This is a genomic window from Oxalobacter vibrioformis (genome assembly GCF_027118995.1).
GTDB classification, from domain to species: Bacteria; Pseudomonadota; Gammaproteobacteria; order Burkholderiales; family Burkholderiaceae_D; genus Oxalobacter; species Oxalobacter vibrioformis.
The window spans coordinates 1,689,394-1,712,249 of sequence record NZ_CP098242.1 but is presented as its reverse complement, the minus strand read 5'-3'; the positions used below and the strand labels follow the sequence as shown (position 1 = coordinate 1,712,249).

The window sequence follows — 22,856 nt, the reverse complement described above, 5'->3', positions numbered from 1 at the left end:
GACATATCTTAAGATAGGCGAAGGTTGTGAGCAACGCATAACGCAGCAATTCGCTCTCAAAGCCATTTAATCCGCGTTTCCAAAACAAAGCGGGTTCATGAAAAACGTACACAAAACAGCCATTGTTGGTTACACCGCAGAAAAAATGTATGCCCTGGTCGAGGATGTTGAAAAATATCCGGAGTTTTTACCCTGGTGCATCAAGACATCCCTTGAACCACACTGCCAGGATCATACCGTTTCAGCCACCCTGTTTATTGATTTTCATGGCTTAAAGCACAGCTTTACCACCAGGAACCACAATATGCCGTCAACATCAATTTCCATGATCCTGGAAAAAGGTCCATTCAAACGGCTTGATGGCAAGTGGTCCTTTACACCGCTGCCGGAAGGCAGAAGCCGGGTAGACCTCGAGCTGAATTACGAATTTTCCAACCGCCTTTTTGAAAAAATGCTGGCGCCTATTTTTGACATGGTTTCCATCACCCTTGTTGATTCATTCCACCAGCGAGCAAGAACAGTCTATGGATAAGCAAAAACGTCCCCGATCCCTTATCCGCCGGCAATCGAAAAACCGCGACCTTTTTCCGGTGCAGGTCAGCTATGCCGGCCCGGACACCTCCATTATCCTGACCGTCAACGTCAAACCCGGAACAACCATCCGCGACGCATTTGAACTGAGCGGTATCCGGAAAATCGCAAAAAATATCCGCCTGGTCGAAGGCCGGGCAGGTATTTTCGGTGAAATCAGGCCGCTTGATACCCCGGTGAAGGAAAACGACCGTATCGAAATTTACCGCCCGCTTGTCGCCTCCCCCAAGGAAACCCGCAAAAAACGCATTGAACAGGGCAAAACCAAAACCGCATCAAAAAGCCAGGCAAGGCCGGGCGACACCTGAAAGCGGCATACAGCTTATTTCAGCATAGGCAAAAGGTGGGGCCACACATTATCCAGCAGGATGGGCTGTGCTTTCCCTGCGGGATGGATGCGGTCAGACTGGAGCAGCCCGTCATCGTCTGCCACACCCGCCAGGAAAAACGGTACCAGCGGCATATTGCTTTCCCTGGCCACCTGCTCATAACTCTCGGCAAACTGGGTCGCATAGGTCTGTCCATAATTGGGGGGAATCTGCATCCCCAGAATCAGCACCTGACAGTCAGCGCGGCGAGCCATACTGACCATCGCACGGAGATTCCGTTTGATCGAATCCACCGGGAGTCCGCGCAATCCGTCATTACCTCCCAGTTCCAGGATCAGTATCTGCGGCTTGTGCTGCCTTAACAGCTTGGACAAACGGGCGTTTCCGCTACTGGTGGTATCCCCGCTGATACTGGCATTAATGACCTTGACCTCTTTTTTATTTTCATCCAGCCGCTGCTGCAAAAGCGCAACCCACCCGGTTCCGCGTTCAATGCCGTACTCGGCTGACAGGCTGTCACCAAGCACAAGAATGTTTTTTGGTGCAGAATGGGCACTGACGCTGAAAAAAATAAAGCATAATGGCAACGCAAACAGGGAACGCTGAAACCATCGTCTGATCCAACCTGTTTTTTTATCCGAAGAGTGCATGTCAAACCTTTCCAGAAAAATCCCTGCCATTGAAGTGGTCCACCTTACCAAACGGGTCGAGGACGCCGCCGGCAGGCTGACCATATTAAATAACATCCATTTTACCGTAGATGCAGGGGAAACTCTTGCCATAATCGGTGCTTCCGGTTCGGGGAAGTCCACTTTGCTGGGTCTTTTGGCCGGTCTTGATACCCCGACAGAAGGCACTGTCATGTTAAATGGCACCGATATCTATGCGCTGGATGAAGATGGTCGCGCCCGGCTGCGTAAAGAAAACCTGGGGTTTGTCTTTCAGTCCTTCCAGTTGCTGCATCATCTCAATGCCCTGGAAAACGTCATGCTGCCGCTGGAACTTCTCCACGACCCGGAAGCACGGGAAAAAGCCGCTGCCATCCTGTCTCGCGTTGGCCTGTCGGAAAGGCTCCAGCATTATCCCCGTTATCTTTCAGGCGGCGAGCAGCAGCGGGTAGCGCTGGCCCGGGCGTTTGTGACCAATCCGCCCATGCTCTTCGCCGATGAACCGACCGGCAGCCTGGACGCCCAGACAGGGGAAGCCGTAATCAGGTTGATGTTTGATCTGAATCAGGAACATGATTCCACGCTGATTCTGGTTACCCATGATCTCGAGATTGCCGGACGCTGCATGAGGCAGATTGAAATCCGTGCCGGTGTGATGGCCTGATGCTGATGGCATACCGCCATCAGCGCCAGTAATCCGGTAATTCCTCTTTTTGGGGCGGCTTGGTTTCCTCAACCGGCTCAGGCTGGGCAACCGGTGCTTCTTCTTCCGGCTTGGGGTTGACGATGCTGCGTTTTTTACGGGCGGTTGCCGCAAGTTCCTTCTTTTTCTCTTCCGGCAGATTCTGGTATTCCAGCCACTGGAGTGACTTGTCCTTGACCCCCAGTTTTCTGGCGCTCAGGTAATTCTGCCGCGCTTCCTTGCGTTCCTCAGGCGTCAGGTTGGCCCACATCTGAATCCGCTCCTTTAAGCGCCCCCTTTCTTCCGGTGACATGCTTTCCATCCGCTCGGCGATTTCCAGCCATTTTTTCTTGCGGGCAGACGTGATCCTGTCCCATACATCTTCAAGCGGAGCAAGCGAATCTCTTTGTTTTTCGGTCAGTTTGGTCCAGTAGGGCCTGGTTCTTAATGTGGTGAGATGTTCATCATCGACCAGCCCGATTTTTTCCATCAGGTTCAGTTCGGGACTAACTGCCCTGAGAATACCAATAGCAACCACTGTCAGTACCAAAAAGGCAATGACAGCGAAAAAGAAAATCCGCGTACGATGGCTAAACCATCTCATTGATCAGGCCCCGTTGCGTTCAAGATAGGCATTAAAGCCAATATCCGTATACGCAGCCGGCGGCAGCTCATCAGAAAGAACAGCCATGTCAATGGCAGCCGTTTCCCTGATCTGGCGCTGTTCTTCATAATGAACAATACCCATCAGGCCGACGGCCAGGACAAGCGCCGGCAAACCCAGCCCCAACCGGCCAAACCATGATGAATGGCCGGATGCGCTACCGGTAATGCCGGCAAAAGCTTTCTTGAATACCGCGACATGGACACTCGCCTCCTGCTTTTTGCGTGAAACGGCAACACTGCGCACATGCGCCAGCCGCTCCGTCACACTGTCGGGCAAATCGTCCAATCGCTCGTTTAGCGCATGTCGCACTTTATATGCGAAATTTTTTTCTTGCGCGTTCATAACTCTATACCTCTTGATTTGAGTGCCTTGGCAAGCGCCTGCGTTGCCCGTGAGCAGTGTGTTTTCACACTTCCCGCCGAACATTGCATGGCCTGGGCCGTTTCAGCAACATCCATATCATTCCAATAACGCATAAGGAATGCTTCCCGTTGACGTGCCGGCAACTTTTGTAGTTCTTCTTCAATAATAACAAGAATCTGCGTGCGTTCCAGCTTATCTGCACTTGATTCCGCCATTCCTCCCGCAATTTCTGACTGATAGACCTCAAGCACATCAAAATCGTCATCCGATGATTTGTCCGACAGGCCGGAAAACAGCGTCACCCAGGTATTCCTGACCTTTTCACGCCGGAAATAATCGCGGATAGTATTTTGCAAAATGCGCTGGAAAAGCATCGGGAATTCAGACGCCGGCCTGTCCCCGTATTTTTCAGCCAGGCTGATCATGGCATCCTGAACGATATCAAGCGCGGACTCGTCCTTTCTCACAGCATAAACTGCCTGTTTAAAAGCACGGCGTTCAACTCCGGCAAGAAAATCGGATAACTCTTTATCAGTAGCCATCAAGCATTGCGAGTGATGCGGAGCCACCCGCAAAAAACAGACAAGAAATCCAAGGAAACGCTGATTAAATGATTTTGGGAGATGAAGTGCAAGGCACACGGAGCGCAGCAATTCGCTTACAAAGCCATTTAATCAGCGTTTCTGTAAAATTTCTCAGGCTATTGTAAATCCTAACAAATAACGGCTCGTTTGTGCAGATTAGGTGTAGAATGATTGGTTTTCAATATTCCTATACAATGGAATCAACATAGGATATTGCATGAATTAATCTGCCTGTTTCAGCTATCAGCCTGGAACAGGTATTTGCCTGACGGCCGCACACAATGCCGCCCGAAATTTGCGTTATAAAACTGTTTGTTCTGACCCGCGCCACAAGCGCGAGAAATCCGTTAAGAATAACCCGGTGCTTTCTGCCGCATGACTGTGCGTGTGGGAAGCAGTTGGCGTATCGGCGGGTTTCGACAGGAAAGGACATCCGATCAATTTCCAATGGACCTTGAAAGGAAGAAGTATGAGTTTAGAAATGACAGGCTCCGAAATACTGGTGCGTTGTCTGGCCGAAGAAGGTGTTGAACATGTTTTCGGCTACCCGGGTGGCGCTGTACTGTATATTTACGATGCCATCTACAATCAGGACAAATTCCAGCATATTCTGGTACGCCATGAGCAGGCAGCCATTCACGCCGCTGACGCCTATGCACGCAGTTCCGGCAAGGTAGGCGTAGCCATCGTTACCTCCGGCCCCGGTGTCACCAATGCGATTACCGGCCTGGCGACGGCTTACATGGATTCAATTCCCATTGTGGTATTCAGCGGCCAGGTGCCAACCCATTACATCGGGCAGGATGCTTTCCAGGAAAGCGATGCCGTCGGCATTACCCGCCCCTGCGTCAAGCATAATTTCCTGGTAAAGGATGTCAGGGATCTGGCCGAAACGATCAAGAAGGCCTTTTTCATTGCCTCCTCCGGCCGCCCCGGCCCGGTCCTGATTGACGTGCCGAAAGATGTCAGCATGCTGACAGCGCCGTATCATTATCCGAAAGAGATTGATATGCGCTCCTACAAGCCGATTGACAAAGGCCATACCGGACAGATCAGGAAAGCGCTGCAACTGATGCTCCAGGCGGAACGCCCGGTTATTTATGCCGGTGGCGGCGTCATCCTTTCCGATTCGGCGCCCGAGCTCAACCAACTGGTGGATCGTCTGGGCTATCCCTGCACCAATACCCTGATGGGTCTTGGCGGCTATCGGGCCAGCAGCGACAAGTATCTGGGCATGCTCGGCATGCACGGCACGTATGAAGCCAACCAGGCAGTACAGAATTGCGATCTCCTGATTGCGATTGGTGCCCGTTTTGATGACCGTGTCATTGGCAATCCGGATCACTTTTCCCAGTCCGGTCGCAAGATCATTCATATCGACATTGACCCGTCGTCCATCTCCAAGCGGGTCCGCGTGGATGTGCCGATTGTCGGCAACGTCAAGGATGTGCTGAAAGAAATGCTGGCACAGCTTGATGGCGCGCATCCGAAAAACAACGCCAAGGCACTGGAAGCCTGGTGGAAACGGATCAATGAATGGCGGTCGATTGAGTGTTTGCGATACGAAAAGACCGACCACATCATCAAGCCCCAGTTTGTGATCGAAAAGCTCTGGGAAGTCACCAAAGGCGATGCGTTCATCACCTCTGATGTAGGACAGCACCAGATGTGGGCTGCGCAGTACTACCCGTTTGACAAGCCGCGCCGCTGGTTCAATTCAGGCGGCCTTGGCACCATGGGGGTTGGCCTGCCGTATGCCATGGGCGTACAGCTGGCCAACCCGAAAGCCACTGTTGCCTGTGTCACCGGCGAAGCCTCATTCCAGATGAATATCCAGGAACTGGGGACCTGCAGGCAGTACGGCCTGACCCCGAAAATCATCCTGCTCAACAATGGGGTGCTCGGTATGGTACGCCAGTGGCAGCGCCTGGAATACGAATCCCGTTTCTCGGAATCTTACATGAACGCGCTGCCTGATTTTGAAAAACTGGTCGAATCCTATGGCCATGTCGGTATCCGGGTAGAAAAAGCCGCCGATGTGGAAGGTGCCATGAGAGACGCGTTTGCCGAAAAAGGCAAGCTCGTTGTCGTCAACATCCAGACCGACCCGGATGAAAATGTCTGGCCAATGGTTCGTGCCGGCCAGGGATTGACTGAAATGATCTTGAGCATGGAGGAACTGTAATCATGCGACACATTATCTCTATCCTTCTGGAAAACGAAGCAGGCTCGCTGGCACGGGTTGTTTCCCTCTTCGCCGCACGGGGTTACAACATTGAAACCCTCAATGTCGCCCCGACCGAAGACCCGACCCTGTCACGCATGACCATTGTCACCACCGGCTCTGACGATGTGATCGAACAGATCACCAAGCACCTGAACCGGCTGATTGAAATTGTCAAGATTGTCGATCTGACCGACGGCTCCTATGTCGAGCGGGAAATGATGCTCATCAAGGTCCGTGCTGTCGGCAAGGAACGCGAGGAAATCAAGCGCACCGCCGATATTTTCCGCGGCAGTATCGTGGATGTCAGTGACCGTTCCTATACAATCGAACTCACCGGAGACAAGGCCAAGCTGGATGCCTTTATCGAATCCCTTGACCGCACAGCCATTTTGGAAACCGTCCGTTCAGGCGGATCCGGCATTGGCCGTGGCGAACGTATCCTGAAACTTTAAACCGCTCTTATCAACCACAGATCTTTACGAAAAATTAGGAAAAATCATGAATGTTTTTTATGACAAGGACTGCGACCTCTCCCTGATCAAAGGAAAAAAAGTCGCCATTATCGGTTACGGCTCACAAGGCCATGCGCATGCACTCAACCTGAATGATTCCGGCTGCGACGTGATTGTCGGCCTGCGCAAGGGTGGCGGTTCCTGGAGCAAGGCAGAAGGTGCCGGCCTCACCGTTGCAGAAGTCAATGACGCGATCAAGGTCGCTGACGTTATCATGATCCTGCTGCCGGATGAAAATATTGCCGATGTCTACAATGACAGTGTGGCGCCCCATGCCAAACAGGGTGCTGTTTTGGCATTTGCCCACGGTTTCAATGTCCACTACGGCCAGGTTATTCCCCGTCCGGACATGGATGTCATCATGATTGCGCCGAAAGCACCAGGTCACACGGTTCGCTCCACCTATACCCAGGGCGGTGGTGTCCCTCACCTCATTGCGGTTTATCAGAACCGTTCCGGTGTTGCCCGCAATATCGCCCTCTCCTACGCCATGGCTAATGGCGGCGGCCGTGCCGGCATCATCGAAACCACCTTCAAGGAAGAAACGGAAACTGACCTCTTCGGTGAACAGGCTGTCCTGTGCGGCGGTGCCGTTGAGCTGGTCAAGGCCGGTTTTGAAACCCTTGTGGAAGCCGGCTATGCGCCTGAAATGGCCTATTTCGAGTGCCTGCATGAGTTGAAACTCATTGTTGACCTGATTTACGAAGGCGGTATTGCCAACATGAACTATTCCGTTTCCAACAATGCGGAATATGGCGAATATGTCACCGGCCCGAGAGTCATTACCGATGAAACCAAAAAAGCCATGCGTGAATGCCTGAAAGACATCCAGACCGGCGAATACGCCAAGAGCTTTATCCTGGAAAGCAAGGCCGGCGCGCCAACGCTTATTTCCCGTCGCCGACTGAATGCCGAGCACCCCATCGAAGTCGTCGGTGCGAGACTGCGTGGCATGATGCCATGGATCACCCAGAACAGGCTCGTTGACCAGAGCAAGAACTGATCCTGCCATATCAGATACAAAGCCCGGCTTCTGCCGGGCTTTTTTTGTGTTTTTCCCGACCACCCTTCTTTATGGGCACATCAGGCATTACAATGTATGTTTAGCCCAAGGCTCAGCCTAAACTCAACCATAACCAGAACACTCATCCATGGCGAAACCGTCATCCGATCAGGCGAAACACACGCCCATGATGCAGCAGTATCTGCGCATCAAATCCGAGCATGCGGACAAACTGCTGCTTTACCGCATGGGTGATTTTTATGAGCTTTTCTATGACGATGCCGTTCATGCCGCTCGCCTTTTAGGCATCACTCTTACCCAGCGCGGTTCGTCCGGCGGCAAGCCCATTCATATGGCGGGGGTACCCTTTCATTCCATTGAGCAGTATCTGGCCAGGCTGGTTGCTGCGGGTGAGTCAGTTGCCATCTGTGAACAGATCGGAGATCCGGCTGCCAGCAAGGGACCCGTTGAGCGCAAGGTCATGCGCATTGTCACACCGGGCACACTAACCGACGCGGGACTCCTTCCGGAAAAAGCCGACCGCCCCCTTTTGGCCCTGTCTGTCGCACGGGAGCGGAAAAATCTGACCCTGGGGCTTGCCTGGCTTTCTCTTTCGGGCGGTATCATCCGACTCCTGGAGATCGGGCTGGATGAAAAGCAGTTGCCCGCACGCCTCCTGCAGGAAACCGAACGCATCGGCCCGGCGGAAATCCTGCTGGCAGAAGGGACCACCGAATGGCTTCCCGACGCCATACCGGGCCGTATGGTTACGCTCCCGGACTGGCACTTTGACAGTGACAGCGGACAGAAATCCCTCCTGGTGCAATTGGGTGTTGCCACACTGGATGGCTATGGCGGCAGCGGATTGACTTCCGCCGCAGGGGCTGCAGGCGCCCTGCTCCGCTATGCGGCTTCCACCCAATCACAGGGATTGCAGCATATCAGGCAGCTTGTTGTGGAAACGGAAGGGGATTTTATCGGCATGGATGCCGCCACCCGGCGCAACCTGGAACTGACAGAACCCATTCGCGCCAGTGAAAACGGTGCCCTTTCCCCGACACTTTTTTCCCGAACTGGACCACTGCTGCACGGCAATGGGCTCCCGGATGCTCAGGCACTGGCTGCATCACGCCAGCCGCAGCCAGCCGGTGGCACAATCCCGGCACTCGGCTATTTCGGCCCTCCTGGAAGCCAGTGTGACAGACGGACTGCGCAGCACCCTGTCCCATTTTCCGGATATTGAACGGATTGCCGCACGGATTGCGCTCCTGTCAGCGCGGCCCCGCGACCTGGCCGCCCTGCGGGATGGACTGAAACAGCTGCCGCATCTGCGCTCCTACCTGGCACAATGCGCCATGAATGATGGGGCGCCTCTCCTTTTTTCCATCCATGAAGCCCTGGCAACCCCAACCGAATGCCTGGATCTTCTGGAGCGCGCGATTGCAACGGAACCGGCTGCCCAGATCCGGGATGGCGGCGTCATCCAGCAGGGTTTCAGTGCCGAGCTCGACGAATTGCGCGAACTGGCCGACAATGCCGGGCAATTCCTGATTGATCTGGAAACCCGTGAACGCGAACGAACCGGCATTGCCAACCTTCGTGTGGAATACAACCGCGTCCACGGCTTTTATATCGAGGTCACCCACGGGCAAACGGCAAAGGTGCCGGATGACTACCGCCGCCGCCAGACACTCAAAAATGCGGAACGCTATATCACGCCGGAATTGAAAACCTTTGAGGACAAGGTGCTTTCCGCACGCGAGCGGGCACTGTCACTGGAAAAAACACTGTATGACAGGCTGCTGATTGATCTGGCACCTTTTATCGACCCCTTGCAGAAAATCGCACGGCAGGCCGCCCAGCTTGATACGCTGATTGCCCTGGCAACCCATGCGCAGCGCAACAACTGGTGCGCGCCGCAGCTCGTAACCGAACCCGGCATTCATATCATCCAGGGTCGCCACGCGGTGGTAGAGGCCCGCATTGAACGCTTTATTGCCAACGATTGCGACCTGTCAGACACCCGCCGTTTTCTCCTGATTACCGGCCCCAATATGGGCGGGAAATCAACTTACATGCGGCAAACCGCCCTGATCGTGCTTCTGGCTTACGTGGGCAGCTTTGTCCCGGCCAATGCCGCTATTATCGGGCCGATTGACCGGATATTTACCCGTATCGGCGCAGCAGATGATCTGGCAGGAGGACGCTCAACCTTCATGGTGGAAATGACCGAATCCGCCGCTATCTTAAATAGTGCGACCGGCCAGTCACTCGTCCTGATGGATGAGGTCGGGCGCGGTACCTCGACATTTGACGGCCTGGCACTTGCCTGGGCAATTGCCCGCCACCTGATTGAAACCAGCAAGAGTTTCACGCTTTTTGCGACGCATTATTTCGAGCTGACCCAATTGCCCGAAACCCATGAAACCGCAGAAAATGTTCATCTCTCTGCCGTTGAGCACAAGGACAATATCGTTTTCCTGCACGCTGTCGAGCCGGGCCCCGCTTCACAAAGTTATGGCCTCCAGGTCGCACAGCTTGCCGGCGTTCCCCAGTCGGTCATCCGGATCGCACGCCGCCATCTGGCCACATTGGAATCCCACTTTATACCGACCCAGTCCCAGATGAACCTTTTTGTCCCGCCTGCTCTCAAAGCGGACGATGCGCCTGCGCATGCTTTACCTTCTCCGGCAAAGGAAATGGCAGACCATCTGGAAAACATGGATATTGACTCCCTTTCACCCCGGGAAGCCTTGAACACCCTGTACCGCCTGAAAGAACAACTGGCAGACAGTAAAAAACAGGAATAGTCTTTAGCCCTTTCACCGCAAACAGAAAAACAGAGGCCATCGGATAAAAACAAACAACGCTCACCTGAAACCATGAAAAAACCGTTCCTGCTTTTTCTTCTTGTTTTTGGTTTCATCACTGCACTTCACGCCGCCCCGGCACATGAAATGCAGGGGTTTTACTTTGCCGTCATCGACCAGCCAACGGTGAGCAACGATATTCATCTGCAGGCGGAAATCGACCGTATCCGCCCTCAGCAGCTGGCTTTTGTGATTGCCAACGGTGTCCGCGCAGAAGATGAACCCTGCACCGATGCCCTGTACCGCGAACGGAAAAGTCTCCTGGAAGAATCTGACAAACCGCTTTTCCTGTCACTGGCAGGCAGCGACTGGATCGGCTGCAAAAACGAGGACGGCAGCGATATTCACAGTGACCGCCTGCGGCGCCTGCGTGAAATCCTCTTTGAAAACGATACGGCATTCGGCATGGTCAGCATGCCGCTCACGCGCCAGTCCCACATCGCAAAATACAGTGACTACCCGGAAAACACCTACTGGCAGCAGGATGCTGTTCTCTTTGCAACAGTCAACCTGCCGGCTGACAACAACCATTATCTCAACGCCGCAGGCAGGAACAATGAATTTGAGGAAAGACTGGTTGCCAATCGTTACTGGCTGCATCGACTCTTTACCCTGGCTTCACGCAATCGCATGGATGGCATCGTGATTTTCTGCGATGGAAATCCGTTTGAAAACGACTCTGCCAGAAAAACGGGAGCACGTGACGGTTTTCAGGAAATCCGCCAGCTGCTCACCAAGCTTGCTGACGGTTTCTCCGGAAAAGTCCTGATCATTCATGGTGAGGCGAGGCAGAAAAACCAGGCAATCACCTGGAAAAACAATCTTGGTATCGCCGCTGCCGGTTCAAAATGGCTGGAAATTCATGTCAATCCCGGGAGCCGACAACTTTTTTCCATCGCCAAACCACCCGCTGCCAAAAAGAAAAAAGCCTGGTGATCTGCGGGGAAAAACAGGCAATTATTCTTCCTGTATCAGCGCCAGTACCGCATCTCCCCATGTTGCCAGCCGTTTTGCGCCCATACCGGGAATCGCCGCCAACTCCTCAAGTGAACGCGGCCTGGCATGGGCTATTTCACGCAAAGTGGCATCCTGAAAAATCACATAGGCAGGCACATTCTGCTGCCGGGCAGTTTCGACACGCCACCAGCGCAGCCGTTCATACAGTGGCTGGTCATCGGCATGCAGTGTTTTTTCCGTATAGGTTTTCCGGGAGGCGGCTTTTTTCTTTCGCTGCGGTTTCTCATAGGGCCTCAGCCAGATTTCGGCTTCGCCTTTCAGTACCGGCCGGGCCTTTTCTGTCAGCCGCAGCATATTGAAATTTTCCGCATCCACGGTCACCAGCCCGCGTGCAATCGCCTGCCGCAGCACCGAGCGCCATGCGGCGTCACTTTCCTCACTGCCAATGCCAAAAGTGGATAGCGTATGGTGCCCCCACTCTTCAATACGTTCTGTTTTTTTCCCCCGCAGCACGTCAATGACATGCATGGCACCAAAACGCTGTCCTACGCGATAAATCGTCGACAGCAGCTTTTGCATGATGACCGTACCGTTCACGGAAACCGGCGGCGAGAGACAGACATCACAATTCCCGCAAGGCCCGGCACTCTCTCCGAAATATTCCAGGAGGCGAATCCGCCGACAGGTCAGGATTTCACACAATCCCAACAGGGCATCGAGCTTGCCGGACTGAATCCGGCGGTACTCCGGATCGGCCTCCGATTCGTCGATCATCCGTCGCTGCTGCACCACATCCTGCAGGCCATACGTCATCCAGGCATTGGACGGCAGCCCGTCTCGTCCGGCACGCCCCGTTTCCTGATAGTACCCCTCGATATTTTTCGGCAAATCCAGATGCGCCACAAAACGCACATCCGGCTTATCAATCCCCATGCCAAAGGCAATTGTCGCCACCATCACGATACCTTCCTCACGTAAAAACCGCGCCTGGTTTTTCGTCCTGTCTGCATTACTCATGCCGGCATGGTATGGCAGTGCAGAAACACCGTTACGGTTCAGGAAGTCCGCTGTCTCTTCCACCCTTTTCCGTGAAAGGCAGTACACAATCCCGGCATCGTTTTTATGCTCGGTATGGATAAAATCCAGCAGCTGCTGCCGGGGATTATCCTTTTCAACAATCCGGTAATGAATATTCGGCCGGTCAAAGGAAGAGACGAATTGCCTGCCTGACTCCAGCTTCAGGTGATGCAGGATATCGGCACGGGTAAGATTGTCCGCTGTGGCGGTGAGCGCCACCCTGGGCACATCCGGAAACACGTCCGACAGAACAGACAGGCGTACATATTCCGGTCGGAAATCATGCCCCCACTGTGAAACGCAGTGCGCTTCATCAATGGCAAAAAGGGCTATCTTCAGTTGCCTGAGCCACCCCATACAGTGCTCGGTCAGCAATCGCTCGGGGGCAATGTAAACCAGATCAATCTCCTGGTTGAGCGCAGCGCGTTCTACTGCTGCCGATTCGGCGCGAGTTTGTGATGAATTCAGAAAAGCGGCCTTCACCCCGATTGCCGCCAGTGCATCCACCTGATCCTGCATCAGGGCGATCAGGGGAGAAATAACAATACCGACACCCTCGCGGATCAGCGCGGGGATCTGGTAACACAATGATTTGCCGCCGCCTGTCGGCATCAGGATAAGCGCATCCTGCCCGGATGCGACATGTGAAATAATGGCCGCCTGCTGGTCACGAAAAGCGGGATAACCAAAAACCGTCTGAAGGAGCGTTAACGCCTCGCGGTTTACCTGATGCTGATTTTCCGGCATGCCTGCTCCTGTCCTGCTTCTTGCCGCCTATAGACTAATCCACCCAGCTTACCCATCCGAAATGGGCGCTGGTGATGACGAAAATACCGAAGACAATCCGGTACCAGGCAAAAATGGTGAAATCATGCGTACTGATATAGCGTAAAAGCCAGCGCACACACAAAAACGCTGAAATAAATGCCCCGACACTGCCGATCGTGAAAAGGGGGACATCCGAGAGGGAAAAAATATGCCACTCTTTCCAGACAGAATACACGCTGGCGCCAAAGAGTGTCGGCATGGCAAGAAAAAAGGAAAACTCCGTTGCTGCCTTGCGTGACATGCCAAAAAGCATGGCCCCCATGATGGTCGCCCCGGAGCGGCTTGTCCCGGGAATCAGGGCAAATGCCTGGGCAAACCCGACTTTCAACGCATCCATTGCACTCATGTCATCCACTGAATCAATCCGTGCCAGCGACGGATTCAGACGATTCCGGCGTTCTACCCACATAATGATCAGGCCACCTACGATAAAGGCCGTGGCAACCGGAACCGGAGAGAAGAGCGCTGACTTGATCATGCTGCTTAAGAGCACGCCCAATACCGCAGCAGGAATAAACGCAATCATCAGGTTAATGACAAATTTCCGGGATTTTGGGTCCGTGGTAAAACCCCGGATCACATTAATGATACGTTCGCGATAAACCCAGCATACCGACAGCATGGCGCCCGACTGGATGGCAATCTCGAAAACCTTGACCTTTTCCCCGGTGAAGTCCAAGAGGCTTCCCGCTAAAATCAGGTGGCCGGTGGATGAAATCGGCAGAAATTCAGTGAACCCCTCAACCAGCCCCATGATGAAGGCTTTGAGCGCGTAGATCGTTTCCATGAAGGTGTCAGGTGAGAACAGGCAACAAAAAAGCCGTATTTTACCCGTTTAACACCCCCGAACCCAGCCTTTTCGGGCAGAAGCCGGAAAAAAAGCTATTCGTACCGGAGCGCTTCAATCGGTAACAGCTTGGATGCCTTGTGTGCGGGATAAAAACCGAAAAAGATGCCGATAGTGGCTGAAAAGCCCACCGCCAGGAAAATCGAATCCACTGACAGTTTCGTTGCCCATCCGGCAAAATGGGCAATCAGATAAGAGCCGGCAATACCGACAATAATCCCGATAAAGCCACCTATCAGCGACAGCGTGATTGCCTCTACCAGGAACTGCGTCAGGATATCCCTTGCTCTTGCACCAATTGCCATACGCAGACCGATTTCCCTTGTCCGCTCCGTCACCGATACCAGCATGATATTCATGATGCCGATACCGCCCACAAGCAGCGAAACAGATGCCACGGCGGCCAAAAGCAGCGTCATCACCTTGGAAGACGCTTCCTGCGCCTGCAGGATTTCCGTCAGGTTGCGCATGGTGAACTGGTCGTCCTGGCCGGGCTGTGTGCGCTGACGCTGGCGCATCAGGTCGCGGATGCTCGCCTCGGCATCTTTCATGCTCTGGCCCTCCCACACCTTGATCTGGATGACATTCACCCGGCGAAGCTTGCCCTGCTGGTTACCAAAGACACGGTTACGGTGCGTGGAAATCGGGATAACCGCCGTATCATCCTGGTCGGTTCCCATCATGCTCTGGCCCTTGCGCGAGAGCACGCCAATGACGGTAAAGGGAATATTCTTGACCCTCACACTCTGGTTAACGGGGTCTTCATCGCCAAACAACTCCTGTGCAACCGTCTGCCCCAGAATAATCACCTTGGCCGATCCCTGCATTTCCGTCTGCTCGAAAACCCGGCCCTCTGACAGCGGCCAGTCACGCGCCTCAAACCAGTCCGGCGTGACACCATACACTTGCGTGGCCCAGTTGTTTCCCCCGGCCACCACCTGTGCCCCTCCCCGGTTCATCGGAGCAGCCAGTTGGACTTCGGGCACCTCCCGTGCGATGGCAATGGCATCATCCTCTGTCAGATTCAGATTGGCCCCCGCTCCCATTCGCACACCGGAAGCCGTCGTCGACCCCGGCAGGATGATGATCAGGTTTGATCCCAGGCTCTTGATCTGGCTCTGTACGCGCTCGCGCACGCCACCCCCGACCGCAATCATCGTAATCACCGCGCCAACACCGATGATTATGCCCAGCATGGTCAGCATGGAACGCATCTTGTTCAAGCGCAGCGCATTGATGGCAATCCGGAAAGTGGCAAGCAGATTCATGTGCGCACCTCCGGTTTCGGATATTTTTCCAGCTCTTTCTCGGCATCATTCGACGTATTGGGCACATCCGAGAGCACCTTCCCGTCACGGAAGGTAATAATGCGGTCGGCAAAAGCGGCGATCTCCGGCTCATGGGTAACGATCACAATCGTCATTCCCTCACGCGAAAGCTTCTGCATCAATGCCATGATTTCGATACTGGTACGGGAATCCAGCGCCCCGGTCGGTTCGTCAGCCAGGATAAGGGAAGGGTTATTGACCAGCCCCCTGGCAATCGCCACCCGCTGCTGCTGGCCCCCCGAGAGCTCAGCCGGCGTATGGTCAACCCGACCGCCAAGCCCCACCTCCTCCAGGCGGGCCATCGCCCGTTCCTTGCGTTCTTCAGCCGGCACACCGGCATACAGCAGCGGCAGCTCGACATTTTCGAGTGCCGACGTCCGGGGCAACAGATTGAACTGCTGGAAAACAAAGCCGATCTGCTGGTTGCGGATCAACGCGAGCTGATCGCCATCCATGTCGGATACCTTGGCCCCCCCCAGAAAATACTCGCCTGAAGTCGGGATATCCAGACAGCCAATCAGATTCATGAACGTGGATTTGCCGGAACCCGACTGCCCCATAATGGCGACAAATTCCCCTTCCTCAATACTGATGGACACATCATCCAGGGCAAAAACGCTGTTTTCCCCTGTCACATACTCCTTGACCAGATGATGTGTTTCCAAGAGTTTTGTCATGGGAACCTGTTTATCAGAACATGCGCGGCCCGCGCGGAACCGAACTGCTGCTGCCTGAGCCATTTTCACCGGCTATCGCAGTACCGATAATCACTTCGGCCCCTTCCGGCGGATTAGAGCTCATCAGCTCGGTCATGGAGCCATCAGACAGCCCCAGTCGCACATTCATTTCCACGGGTTTTTTGTCTTCCAGCACATAGATACGGCCTGTCGTGCTGCTGCTGCGCCGTTCATCATACTCACTGCTGATTTCTTCAAACCTGGCCCGCTGCTCATCATTGAGGATTTCAGCAATCTGCTGGCGCATCTCGATTCGTGCCGCCTCAATCTGTTTTTTACGGTCTGCCTCAGGCGCCTGGTGTGCCACGGCAATCTTGTTTCGCATCGTGGTCAAAATGGCTTCTGCCCGCGTCTTTTGCTCTTCATTCAAGGCCAGCTCGGTCGTCATCCGCTCAAGAAACGCCGGAATCCAGTTGCCACGTGAAGTGCGGGAAGAGCCCTTGCCAGCCGTCTCGGTACTGGGCAAACGGTAACGCATGGCGGCATTGGGAATCAGTTTCACATCATGCCGCGTGTCCAGGATAATCCGCACATTGGCCGTCATGCCCGGCAACAGTTCCTTTTTGGGATTGGGTGCGCTGACAATCACAATATAGGTGATCACATTGGACACATTCTGCGCTGCCAGGCGAATCTGCCTGACCTCCCCCTCAAAAGTGCGCCCCGGATAGGAGTCCACCGTAAAGGTGGCTTTCTGGCCCACGCGCACACGGCCGATTTCCGACTCATCAATGGATGTTTCCACCTGCATGTCTGTCAGGTCTTCCGCAATCACAAAAAGCTCCGGCGCCTGCAGGCTGGCGGCCACAGTCTGCCCGGCCTCAACTGTCTTCTGGATCACCGTGCCATTCACGGGTGAGCGAATAGATGTTCTCTCAAGATCGACCTTGGCCTGGGCTAAAAGCGCCTCTTTCTGCTTGACTGACGCCTGTGCATTTTTCACATTCGCTTCACCCACCCTTACCAGTTCCAGTTGGGCTTCGTAGGTGGTCTTTACCGTATCGCGCTCTGCCGGGGACAAAAAGCCCCTGTCGACCAGTTTCAAGCGGCGCTCCATGTCAATTTTTGCATTGGCCAGATTCACCTTCTGACGCGCCAGCTCGGCACGCTGCATCATGGCCTGCGCCTGGGCAGAATCCACATCCGCCTGCATCTGCCTGACCTTGTATTCAAACGTTTCCGGATCGATTCGCGCAATCAGCTGGCCTTCGGTCACTTCGCTGTTGAAATCGATGAAAATTTCCTTGATCTGGCCGGATACCTGGGAGCCGACCTGCACCGAAATAACCGGATTGACCGTACCGGAAGAAGACACGCTGGCGGTAATGGTGCCTTTTTCGATCTTTGCTGTCTTGTACCGGACCTGGCCATTGCCACTCATCATGATCCAGGCCGCCACAATGATCACCAGGACAGCGACACCGCCAATCAGCACGAGCCGCTGTTTTTTGGGCATATCCGCCCACTTCCCTCTTATGCCCTGCCAGTTGAATTGCTTCAAATTCATGCCATATCCGGAAACAAATAAAATCGATTTTACTGTTAATTGTCACAAATGGGCTCATCTTTTGTAACAACTTGTTTGCCAGCGCCAGCCGATCTTCCCTCTGAGCACAGCAAAAATACCACCATCACCATGGATGAGCAGGCAAAGACTTCCCTTTTCTTGTTTTTTCTCAGGTGAAGGAAAAACGTTTTGTCCGATATTTTTCCGCCGGACAACCGCTGTTGCACATAAGCCACACCATTGAAAGAAACCATGAAAGCGCGCAAAAACAGGCGTCTCTTTTGTAACAACTTGTTCCATATCATGCCACCTCATCCGTAAACACATAAATTAGATAGACGACAATTTTTTTCAGGACAGGCTGGAAATCCCGAACCCTGGACAGGGCGCCTGTATGCGATACCGCTTCGGTTTATTTTCAAAAAGAGATGACACTGATGAGTGAGGAAAGAACGATGCTGATTCCGACACACGAAACATCAACCGGCTTTTATGTGGACAGGGAAGTGGAAAACATGGCGGCTACCCTCTACAGAAAAACACCGGCCATGGATATCCGTCAGGCGCAGATCAACATGATCGAAGGCCAGATTCGCGCAACAGGCGTCAATTCCCCGGATGTATTTGATGCCTTTACTGCTGTGCAGCGGGAAAAATTTGCCCCGGAAGCCTACCGCGACATCGCCTACGCCGACACCGAAATCCCGCTGATCTACAATGAATGCATGCTAACCCCCCGCACAGAAGCCCTCGTTTTGCATGCGGCAGGCATCAAGGGCACGGACAAGGTGCTCGAAATCGGCACCGGCTCCGGCTTTATGGCCGCTCTCCTTGCCTACAAGGCGCTCCATGTCACCAGCGTGGAAATCAAGCCCGAACTGAAACGGTTTGCTGAAGAAAACCTGAGACAGGCAGGCATAACCAATGTCACGGTCGAATTGGGCAATGGCGCCAATGGCTGGAAAAGCGACACCATGTATGATGTGATCATTATTTCCGGGGCGCTTCATGAGCTGGCTGATTCATTTCGGATGATACTGAACTCTGGCGGGCGAATCGTGGCGTTTATCGGAGACGCGCCTTTCACCCAGACCCAGCTGATCAGAAAAATCCACGATGCCCACTATGAAATCATCAGTCTTTTCGGTACATCGGCACCCCTTCTTCGTGAACAGCGAAAAATTTCCCGCTTCCGATTCTGAAGCAGCCTGAACTTGGCTTATACTACTGGCATCATTGCATGGGAAAGATATGCGTAACCGTTTCATCATTTCACTGATTGCCAGCCTTGGGTTCATGCTGAACGCGTCAGCGGCCGACCTGATGCAAATTTATCAGGAAGCGCTGGTCAATGACCCGCAATATGCCAGCGCCCGCGCATCACTCATGGCCGGACAGGAGCAAAGCGTCCAGGGACTCTCACAGCTGCTCCCGCAAGTGACAGGCTCAGGCACCTACAGCCGGACGAAATATGAAAGTGTGCAGCATACTTCCGAAACCCGCTATGGCGTCAACCTGACCCAGCCGCTTTTCAACTGGGGAAGCTACCAGAACTACGAAAAAAGCAAGCTGGCCGTCTCCGTCAGCGAAGCCCAGTTTGCCGCCTCGCAGCAGGAACTGATCATCCGTGTCACCCAGGCTTATTTTGATGTCCTTACCGCGCAGGATGTGCTCGTTTTTGCCCAGGCGCAGAAAGTCGCCATTGCCGAGCAGCTTGAATCTGCCAAACGCAGCTTTGAAGTGGGCACAACCACCATTACCGACGTACACGAAGCACAGGCACGCTACGACCTTGCCGATGCACAAGAGTATGCGGCTGCGAGTGATCTCGAAATCAAGCGTGCCGCATTGCAGCAGATCATCGGGCGGCTGCCCGACCATCTTTCCCCGCTTCGCAAGGGCATCAATGTCGCGGCACCGGAACCCAACAAAATGGATACCTGGGTCAATTATTCCGAAAGGCAGAATTACGCTGTCGCTGCTTCCGAGTTGGCACTGGAAATGGCCAAGCGGGATATCTCGATTAACCGCGCAGGCCACTACCCCACGGTTGACCTGGTAGCGGGTTACAACCACACCAACCAGGAGCGTGAATTCCAGCGCAGCGGCGGTGGCACCATCCGTTCGGATAATTACAGCACCGTTGGTGTGCAAATGAGCATCCCGATCTTCTCCGGCTTTGCCATCACCAGCAAGGTGCGGGAATCCATAGCCCTGGAAGACAAGGCCAGAAATGATCTGGTTGCCTCCCGGCGCAATGCCGCTCAGCTCGCACGGGAAGCCTACCTGGGCTTGAACAGCGGCCTCTCACAGATCAGGGCGCTCGAAGCCGCCGAAATCTCGAGCCTTTCCGCACTGGAATCCAACAAGCTCGGTTATGAAGTCGGCGTGCGAATCAATATCGACGTCCTGAACGCCGAACAGCAGGTCTTTTCAACAAGAAGGGACCTGACAGTCGCGCGTCATGACGCCATCATGAATGCACTGAAACTGAAGTATGCGGCGGGTATCCTGAACGATAACGATGTCCAGCAAATCAATACGCTGCTGGACAGATAAAGGCTCCTTGCCAGCGCCAGACAAATTCCTTATAATCATCTGCTCAGCGCTCGGGTTATACTGGCGTTGAAAAGCAGTAAATCTCTTCCCAGTGGTGACTGTAGCTCAGTTGGTAGAGTCCAGGATTGTGATTCCTGTTGTCGCGGGTTCGATCCCCGTCAGTCACCCCATTACCCCCTCCAATAACATCCGATAAAGTCCAGAAACCCTAGAGAATATGCGGCTCTTAGGCCATTTTGCGTCTTTTATCGTCCGATAACGTCCGTTGACATACAGAAAATATAGGGGTAATGTTAGGGGTAATTACCCCATTCCGAAAAGTCATTACCCCTAAAAGGAGTTACCCCTATGGCTCGGATCGTCAAACCCTTATCACCCGTACAGATCAAGAATGCCAAGCCAAAGGAAAAGGCATATAAGCTCTTTGATGGTGGCGGCCTGTACCTTACCGTTTACCCTCATGGAAGCAAGCTGTGGCACATGAAGGTGAAACAGGACAACGGCAAGGAAAACATCCTGTCGTTCGGCAAATACCCGGATGTCTCGCTTGAACAGGCCCGCAAACACCGCGAAGAAGCCAGAAAGCTGAGTGCTGCCGGTATTAACCCTATCCAAGCAAAGAAGGCACAGCAAGCCGCCAGCAAAGAACGAGCGGAGAACAGCTTTGAAGTTATTGCAAGGGTATGGCATGAAAAGCGCTCCAGCGGCGACAACCACACAAAGCCCTGGACGCTAGGTTACTCGCAGAAGGTATTGAGCCGCTTGAGCCGCTATGTCCTTCCATGGATTGGAGGCGTCCCTGTATCAGAAATTGCTGCGCCGGACTTCAGAAAGGTTCTGCTTAAAATCGCAGATCATTCATCTGCGGAAGCCATCGCTATCAAGACCCTGTGCAGCCAGATCATGGACTATGCCGTAGATATGGGCCTTGCTACCGGCAACACTGTGCCGAAAATGAGAGACGCATTGCAGCCTCCCAAAGTAAAACACTATGCAGCAACAACAGAACCCCAACAAGTTGCAGAATTATTGCGAGCCATCGACACCTACAAAGGCACCTTTCCGGTCGCCTGCGCCCTTAAAATCGCGCCATATGTGTTCGTTCGTCCCGGTGAGTTACGGGCTGCTCAATGGGCTGACATCGACCTTGAGGCGGCTGAGTGGCGATACACCGTCACCAAAACAGATACCCAGCACATTGTCCCGCTGGCACGGCAGGTGGTCGCTATCCTGAAGGAACTGCACCCACTGACAGGGTATGGTCGTTACCTTTTCCCCAGCGCAAGGACAGAAGAACGCCCCATGAGCGATAACGCCATTCTGGCCGCGCTGCGCCGCCTGGGAATCGGCAAAGAAGAAATGACCGGCCACGGCTTCCGTGCAATGGCGCGAACCATCCTTGACGAAGTGCTGGGGGTGCGGCCTGACCTGATCGAACACCAGCTTGCCCATGCTGTCCGTGATCCGAATGGCCGCGCTTACAACCGGACGGCACACCTTCCGGAGCGCAAGAAGATGATGCAGCAATGGGCCGATTACCTGGACAGGCTGAAAGCGGGAGCAGACATTATCAGCTTGAGCGCATATCGCTGATTGTCCTTGCGCACCAAACTGCCACTTGCCGCCTGATTTTTGCGCTAATTTTCAGTGGCAACCCCATGTATTAAAACAGGATTATTTTTTACTAAGTGCGGAGTTACTGCGCACTAAAGGGCGCTCTCCAAAATCTCCAAAAACTATCACTACCGAATCAGGCTATGCGCTTCAGTGCTTCTCTGTGCTGTCGTAACAAGTCATTGATATGCTTTCTGAGTGCCTTTGCTTCAGCAGAATATTCGCCATGTTTCAGAGCGTTCATTTTGCTACGCGCTTTACCTTCCGGTGTTTTTACCCCGGCCTGTTTCCACGGTTTCCAGCGGTGTATCGCTTCTGCCTGCCTGGCCTTTCGTTCTGGTGTCCAGCCGTTTGCCATCGAGTACCTCCAATAATTCGTTAGATTCAATCACTTTTTCCTCGCGTGCGGGCGTGGCAGCCACAGGCACACCGTTATTCACTTGCTGATGTCCCTGGGAGATATTGGCCTGGCGGGCGTAGACCACAGGTGGGTTTTTGATATTCGCCAGTGTTTCCAGTGTCATGCGGCACTGGTTCTGTGCCCGTAGTGCCATGCGCATCAGACTTTCAATATTATCCAGCCGTCCATCCTGCGAATCAGCGCGTATGGCAAGATTCGTGAACATGGTTTGCAGTGCCATGGCCTGCCCAAGCAGCATGTTCTCAACTCTTTTCATGTCGCCGTTATTAATGTCTGTCATGGCCTGAGAGAGTGATTCGACAAGCTCATCCTGCCCCAGGTTGTCGCCAAGGAGGAATTTACCGTATTTACCCACAATACCTGCTGCATTGGCACTTGGCCGGATGGCGTAACGGGCATAAAACTCCTTTTTTTCTTTTTCGGTCAGCGCCGGTTTTTTAGGTGCTGCCTTTTTCTTTGCCACGCTGGTTTTCTTCTTCATCATG

The 22,856-nt window shown here is 53.7% G+C and carries 21 protein-coding genes, 1 tRNA gene and 1 pseudogene; 12 read left to right on the top strand and 11 right to left on the bottom strand.

Annotated elements, in window-relative coordinates; genetic code table 11:
- Positions 1-97 precede the first annotated feature (97 nt).
- Both NB640_RS08535 and NB640_RS08530 read left to right on the top strand, forming a co-directional pair.
- The gene (locus NB640_RS08535; protein WP_269308303.1) at positions 98-532 is read left to right on the top strand and encodes a type II toxin-antitoxin system RatA family toxin; all 435 of its coding nucleotides are present in this window, start codon (positions 98-100) and stop codon (positions 530-532) included.
- Positions 525-899 carry an RnfH family protein gene (locus NB640_RS08530; RefSeq protein ID WP_269308302.1) on the top strand — a complete coding sequence of 125 codons (375 nt, stop codon included), beginning with the start codon at positions 525-527 and terminating at the stop codon, positions 897-899. Before NB640_RS08535 ends, NB640_RS08530 begins: the two co-directional genes overlap by 8 nt.
- Before the next feature lie 14 nt (positions 900-913).
- On the opposite strand, the gene NB640_RS08525 is transcribed toward NB640_RS08530, so the two are convergent.
- Complete coding sequence (locus tag NB640_RS08525; RefSeq protein ID WP_269308301.1) at positions 914-1,570, bottom strand: arylesterase; 657 nt, start codon at positions 1,568-1,570, stop codon at positions 914-916.
- On the opposite strand from NB640_RS08525, the gene NB640_RS08520 reads away from it, so the two are divergent.
- Entirely contained in the window at positions 1,569-2,252 is a 684-nt protein-coding gene (locus NB640_RS08520) for an ABC transporter ATP-binding protein (RefSeq protein WP_269308300.1), read from the top strand. The genes NB640_RS08525 and NB640_RS08520 overlap by 2 nt on opposite strands.
- A 19-nt stretch (positions 2,253-2,271) precedes the next feature.
- On the opposite strand, the gene NB640_RS08515 is transcribed toward NB640_RS08520, so the two are convergent.
- From NB640_RS08515 to NB640_RS08505, 3 genes are read right to left on the bottom strand one after another with little or no spacing between them, the layout of a single operon-like run.
- On the bottom strand, positions 2,272-2,874 hold the full coding sequence (locus NB640_RS08515; protein ID WP_269308299.1) for a DUF3106 domain-containing protein: 603 nt from the start codon (positions 2,872-2,874) through the stop codon (positions 2,272-2,274).
- Positions 2,875-2,877: 3 nt separating this feature from the next.
- Positions 2,878-3,279 carry a DUF3619 family protein gene (locus NB640_RS08510; protein WP_269308298.1) on the bottom strand — a complete coding sequence of 134 codons (402 nt, stop codon included), beginning with the start codon at positions 3,277-3,279 and terminating at the stop codon, positions 2,878-2,880.
- Positions 3,276-3,842 carry an RNA polymerase sigma factor gene (locus tag NB640_RS08505; protein WP_269310432.1) on the bottom strand — a complete coding sequence of 189 codons (567 nt, stop codon included), beginning with the start codon at positions 3,840-3,842 and terminating at the stop codon, positions 3,276-3,278. The genes NB640_RS08510 and NB640_RS08505 overlap by 4 nt, the downstream gene beginning before the upstream one ends.
- A gap of 511 nt (positions 3,843-4,353) precedes the next feature.
- Between NB640_RS08505 and NB640_RS08500 the strand changes: the two genes are divergently transcribed.
- The 5 genes and pseudogenes from NB640_RS08500 (at position 4,354) to NB640_RS08480 (ending at position 11,432) form a co-directional block, all read left to right on the top strand.
- Positions 4,354-6,069, top strand: coding sequence for an acetolactate synthase 3 catalytic subunit (locus NB640_RS08500; protein ID WP_269308297.1), 1,716 nt, complete (start codon positions 4,354-4,356; stop codon positions 6,067-6,069).
- Positions 6,070-6,071: 2 nt separating this feature from the next.
- Positions 6,072-6,563, top strand: a complete 492-nt coding sequence (ilvN, locus tag NB640_RS08495) for an acetolactate synthase small subunit (protein WP_269308296.1) — start codon at positions 6,072-6,074, stop codon at positions 6,561-6,563.
- 46 nt (positions 6,564-6,609) lie between these two features.
- A complete protein-coding gene (gene ilvC / locus NB640_RS08490; protein ID WP_269308295.1) occupies positions 6,610-7,626 on the top strand; it encodes a ketol-acid reductoisomerase in 1,017 nt (338 codons plus the stop codon).
- A gap of 148 nt (positions 7,627-7,774) precedes the next feature.
- Positions 7,775-10,436 (top strand): annotated as a pseudogene (gene mutS, locus NB640_RS08485) (DNA mismatch repair protein MutS).
- 72 nt (positions 10,437-10,508) lie between these two features.
- On the top strand, positions 10,509-11,432 hold the full coding sequence (locus tag NB640_RS08480) for a hypothetical protein (RefSeq protein WP_269308294.1): 924 nt from the start codon (positions 10,509-10,511) through the stop codon (positions 11,430-11,432).
- A 21-nt stretch (positions 11,433-11,453) separates the two neighbouring features.
- Here NB640_RS08480 and recQ read toward each other — a convergent pair whose 3' ends face one another.
- The 6 genes from recQ to NB640_RS08450 form a co-directional block, all read right to left on the bottom strand.
- The gene (gene recQ / locus NB640_RS08475; RefSeq protein WP_269308293.1) at positions 11,454-13,277 is read right to left on the bottom strand and encodes a DNA helicase RecQ; all 1,824 of its coding nucleotides are present in this window, start codon (positions 13,275-13,277) and stop codon (positions 11,454-11,456) included.
- A gap of 34 nt (positions 13,278-13,311) precedes the next feature.
- Positions 13,312-14,145 (bottom strand): undecaprenyl-diphosphate phosphatase, encoded by an 834-nt coding sequence (locus tag NB640_RS08470; RefSeq protein ID WP_269308292.1) that lies wholly within the window; start codon positions 14,143-14,145, stop codon positions 13,312-13,314.
- A gap of 95 nt (positions 14,146-14,240) precedes the next feature.
- A complete protein-coding gene (locus NB640_RS08465) occupies positions 14,241-15,473 on the bottom strand; it encodes an ABC transporter permease (protein ID WP_269308291.1) in 1,233 nt (410 codons plus the stop codon).
- A complete protein-coding gene (locus tag NB640_RS08460; RefSeq protein ID WP_269308290.1) occupies positions 15,470-16,210 on the bottom strand; it encodes an ABC transporter ATP-binding protein in 741 nt (246 codons plus the stop codon). Before NB640_RS08460 ends, NB640_RS08465 begins: the two co-directional genes overlap by 4 nt.
- A gap of 13 nt (positions 16,211-16,223) precedes the next feature.
- The gene (locus tag NB640_RS08455) at positions 16,224-17,777 is read right to left on the bottom strand and encodes an efflux RND transporter periplasmic adaptor subunit (RefSeq protein ID WP_269308289.1); all 1,554 of its coding nucleotides are present in this window, start codon (positions 17,775-17,777) and stop codon (positions 16,224-16,226) included.
- A 54-nt stretch (positions 17,778-17,831) separates the two neighbouring features.
- Positions 17,832-18,077 (bottom strand): hypothetical protein, encoded by a 246-nt coding sequence (locus NB640_RS08450; protein WP_269308288.1) that lies wholly within the window; start codon positions 18,075-18,077, stop codon positions 17,832-17,834.
- A gap of 137 nt (positions 18,078-18,214) precedes the next feature.
- Between NB640_RS08450 and NB640_RS08445 the strand changes: the two genes are divergently transcribed.
- From NB640_RS08445 to NB640_RS08430, 4 genes are all read left to right on the top strand, one after another.
- A complete protein-coding gene (locus NB640_RS08445) occupies positions 18,215-18,979 on the top strand; it encodes a protein-L-isoaspartate O-methyltransferase family protein (RefSeq protein WP_332880209.1) in 765 nt (254 codons plus the stop codon).
- A 49-nt stretch (positions 18,980-19,028) separates the two neighbouring features.
- Positions 19,029-20,336, top strand: coding sequence for a TolC family outer membrane protein (locus tag NB640_RS08440; protein ID WP_269308287.1), 1,308 nt, complete (start codon positions 19,029-19,031; stop codon positions 20,334-20,336).
- 94 nt (positions 20,337-20,430) lie between these two features.
- Positions 20,431-20,506 (top strand) — tRNA-His (locus NB640_RS08435).
- A gap of 178 nt (positions 20,507-20,684) precedes the next feature.
- The gene (locus NB640_RS08430) at positions 20,685-21,929 is read left to right on the top strand and encodes a tyrosine-type recombinase/integrase (RefSeq protein ID WP_269308286.1); all 1,245 of its coding nucleotides are present in this window, start codon (positions 20,685-20,687) and stop codon (positions 21,927-21,929) included.
- A gap of 278 nt (positions 21,930-22,207) precedes the next feature.
- Here the strand turns inward: NB640_RS08430 and NB640_RS08425 are convergent, their stop codons facing one another.
- Complete coding sequence (locus tag NB640_RS08425; protein ID WP_269308285.1) at positions 22,208-22,855, bottom strand: hypothetical protein; 648 nt, start codon at positions 22,853-22,855, stop codon at positions 22,208-22,210.
- Position 22,856: the final 1 nt, after the last annotated feature.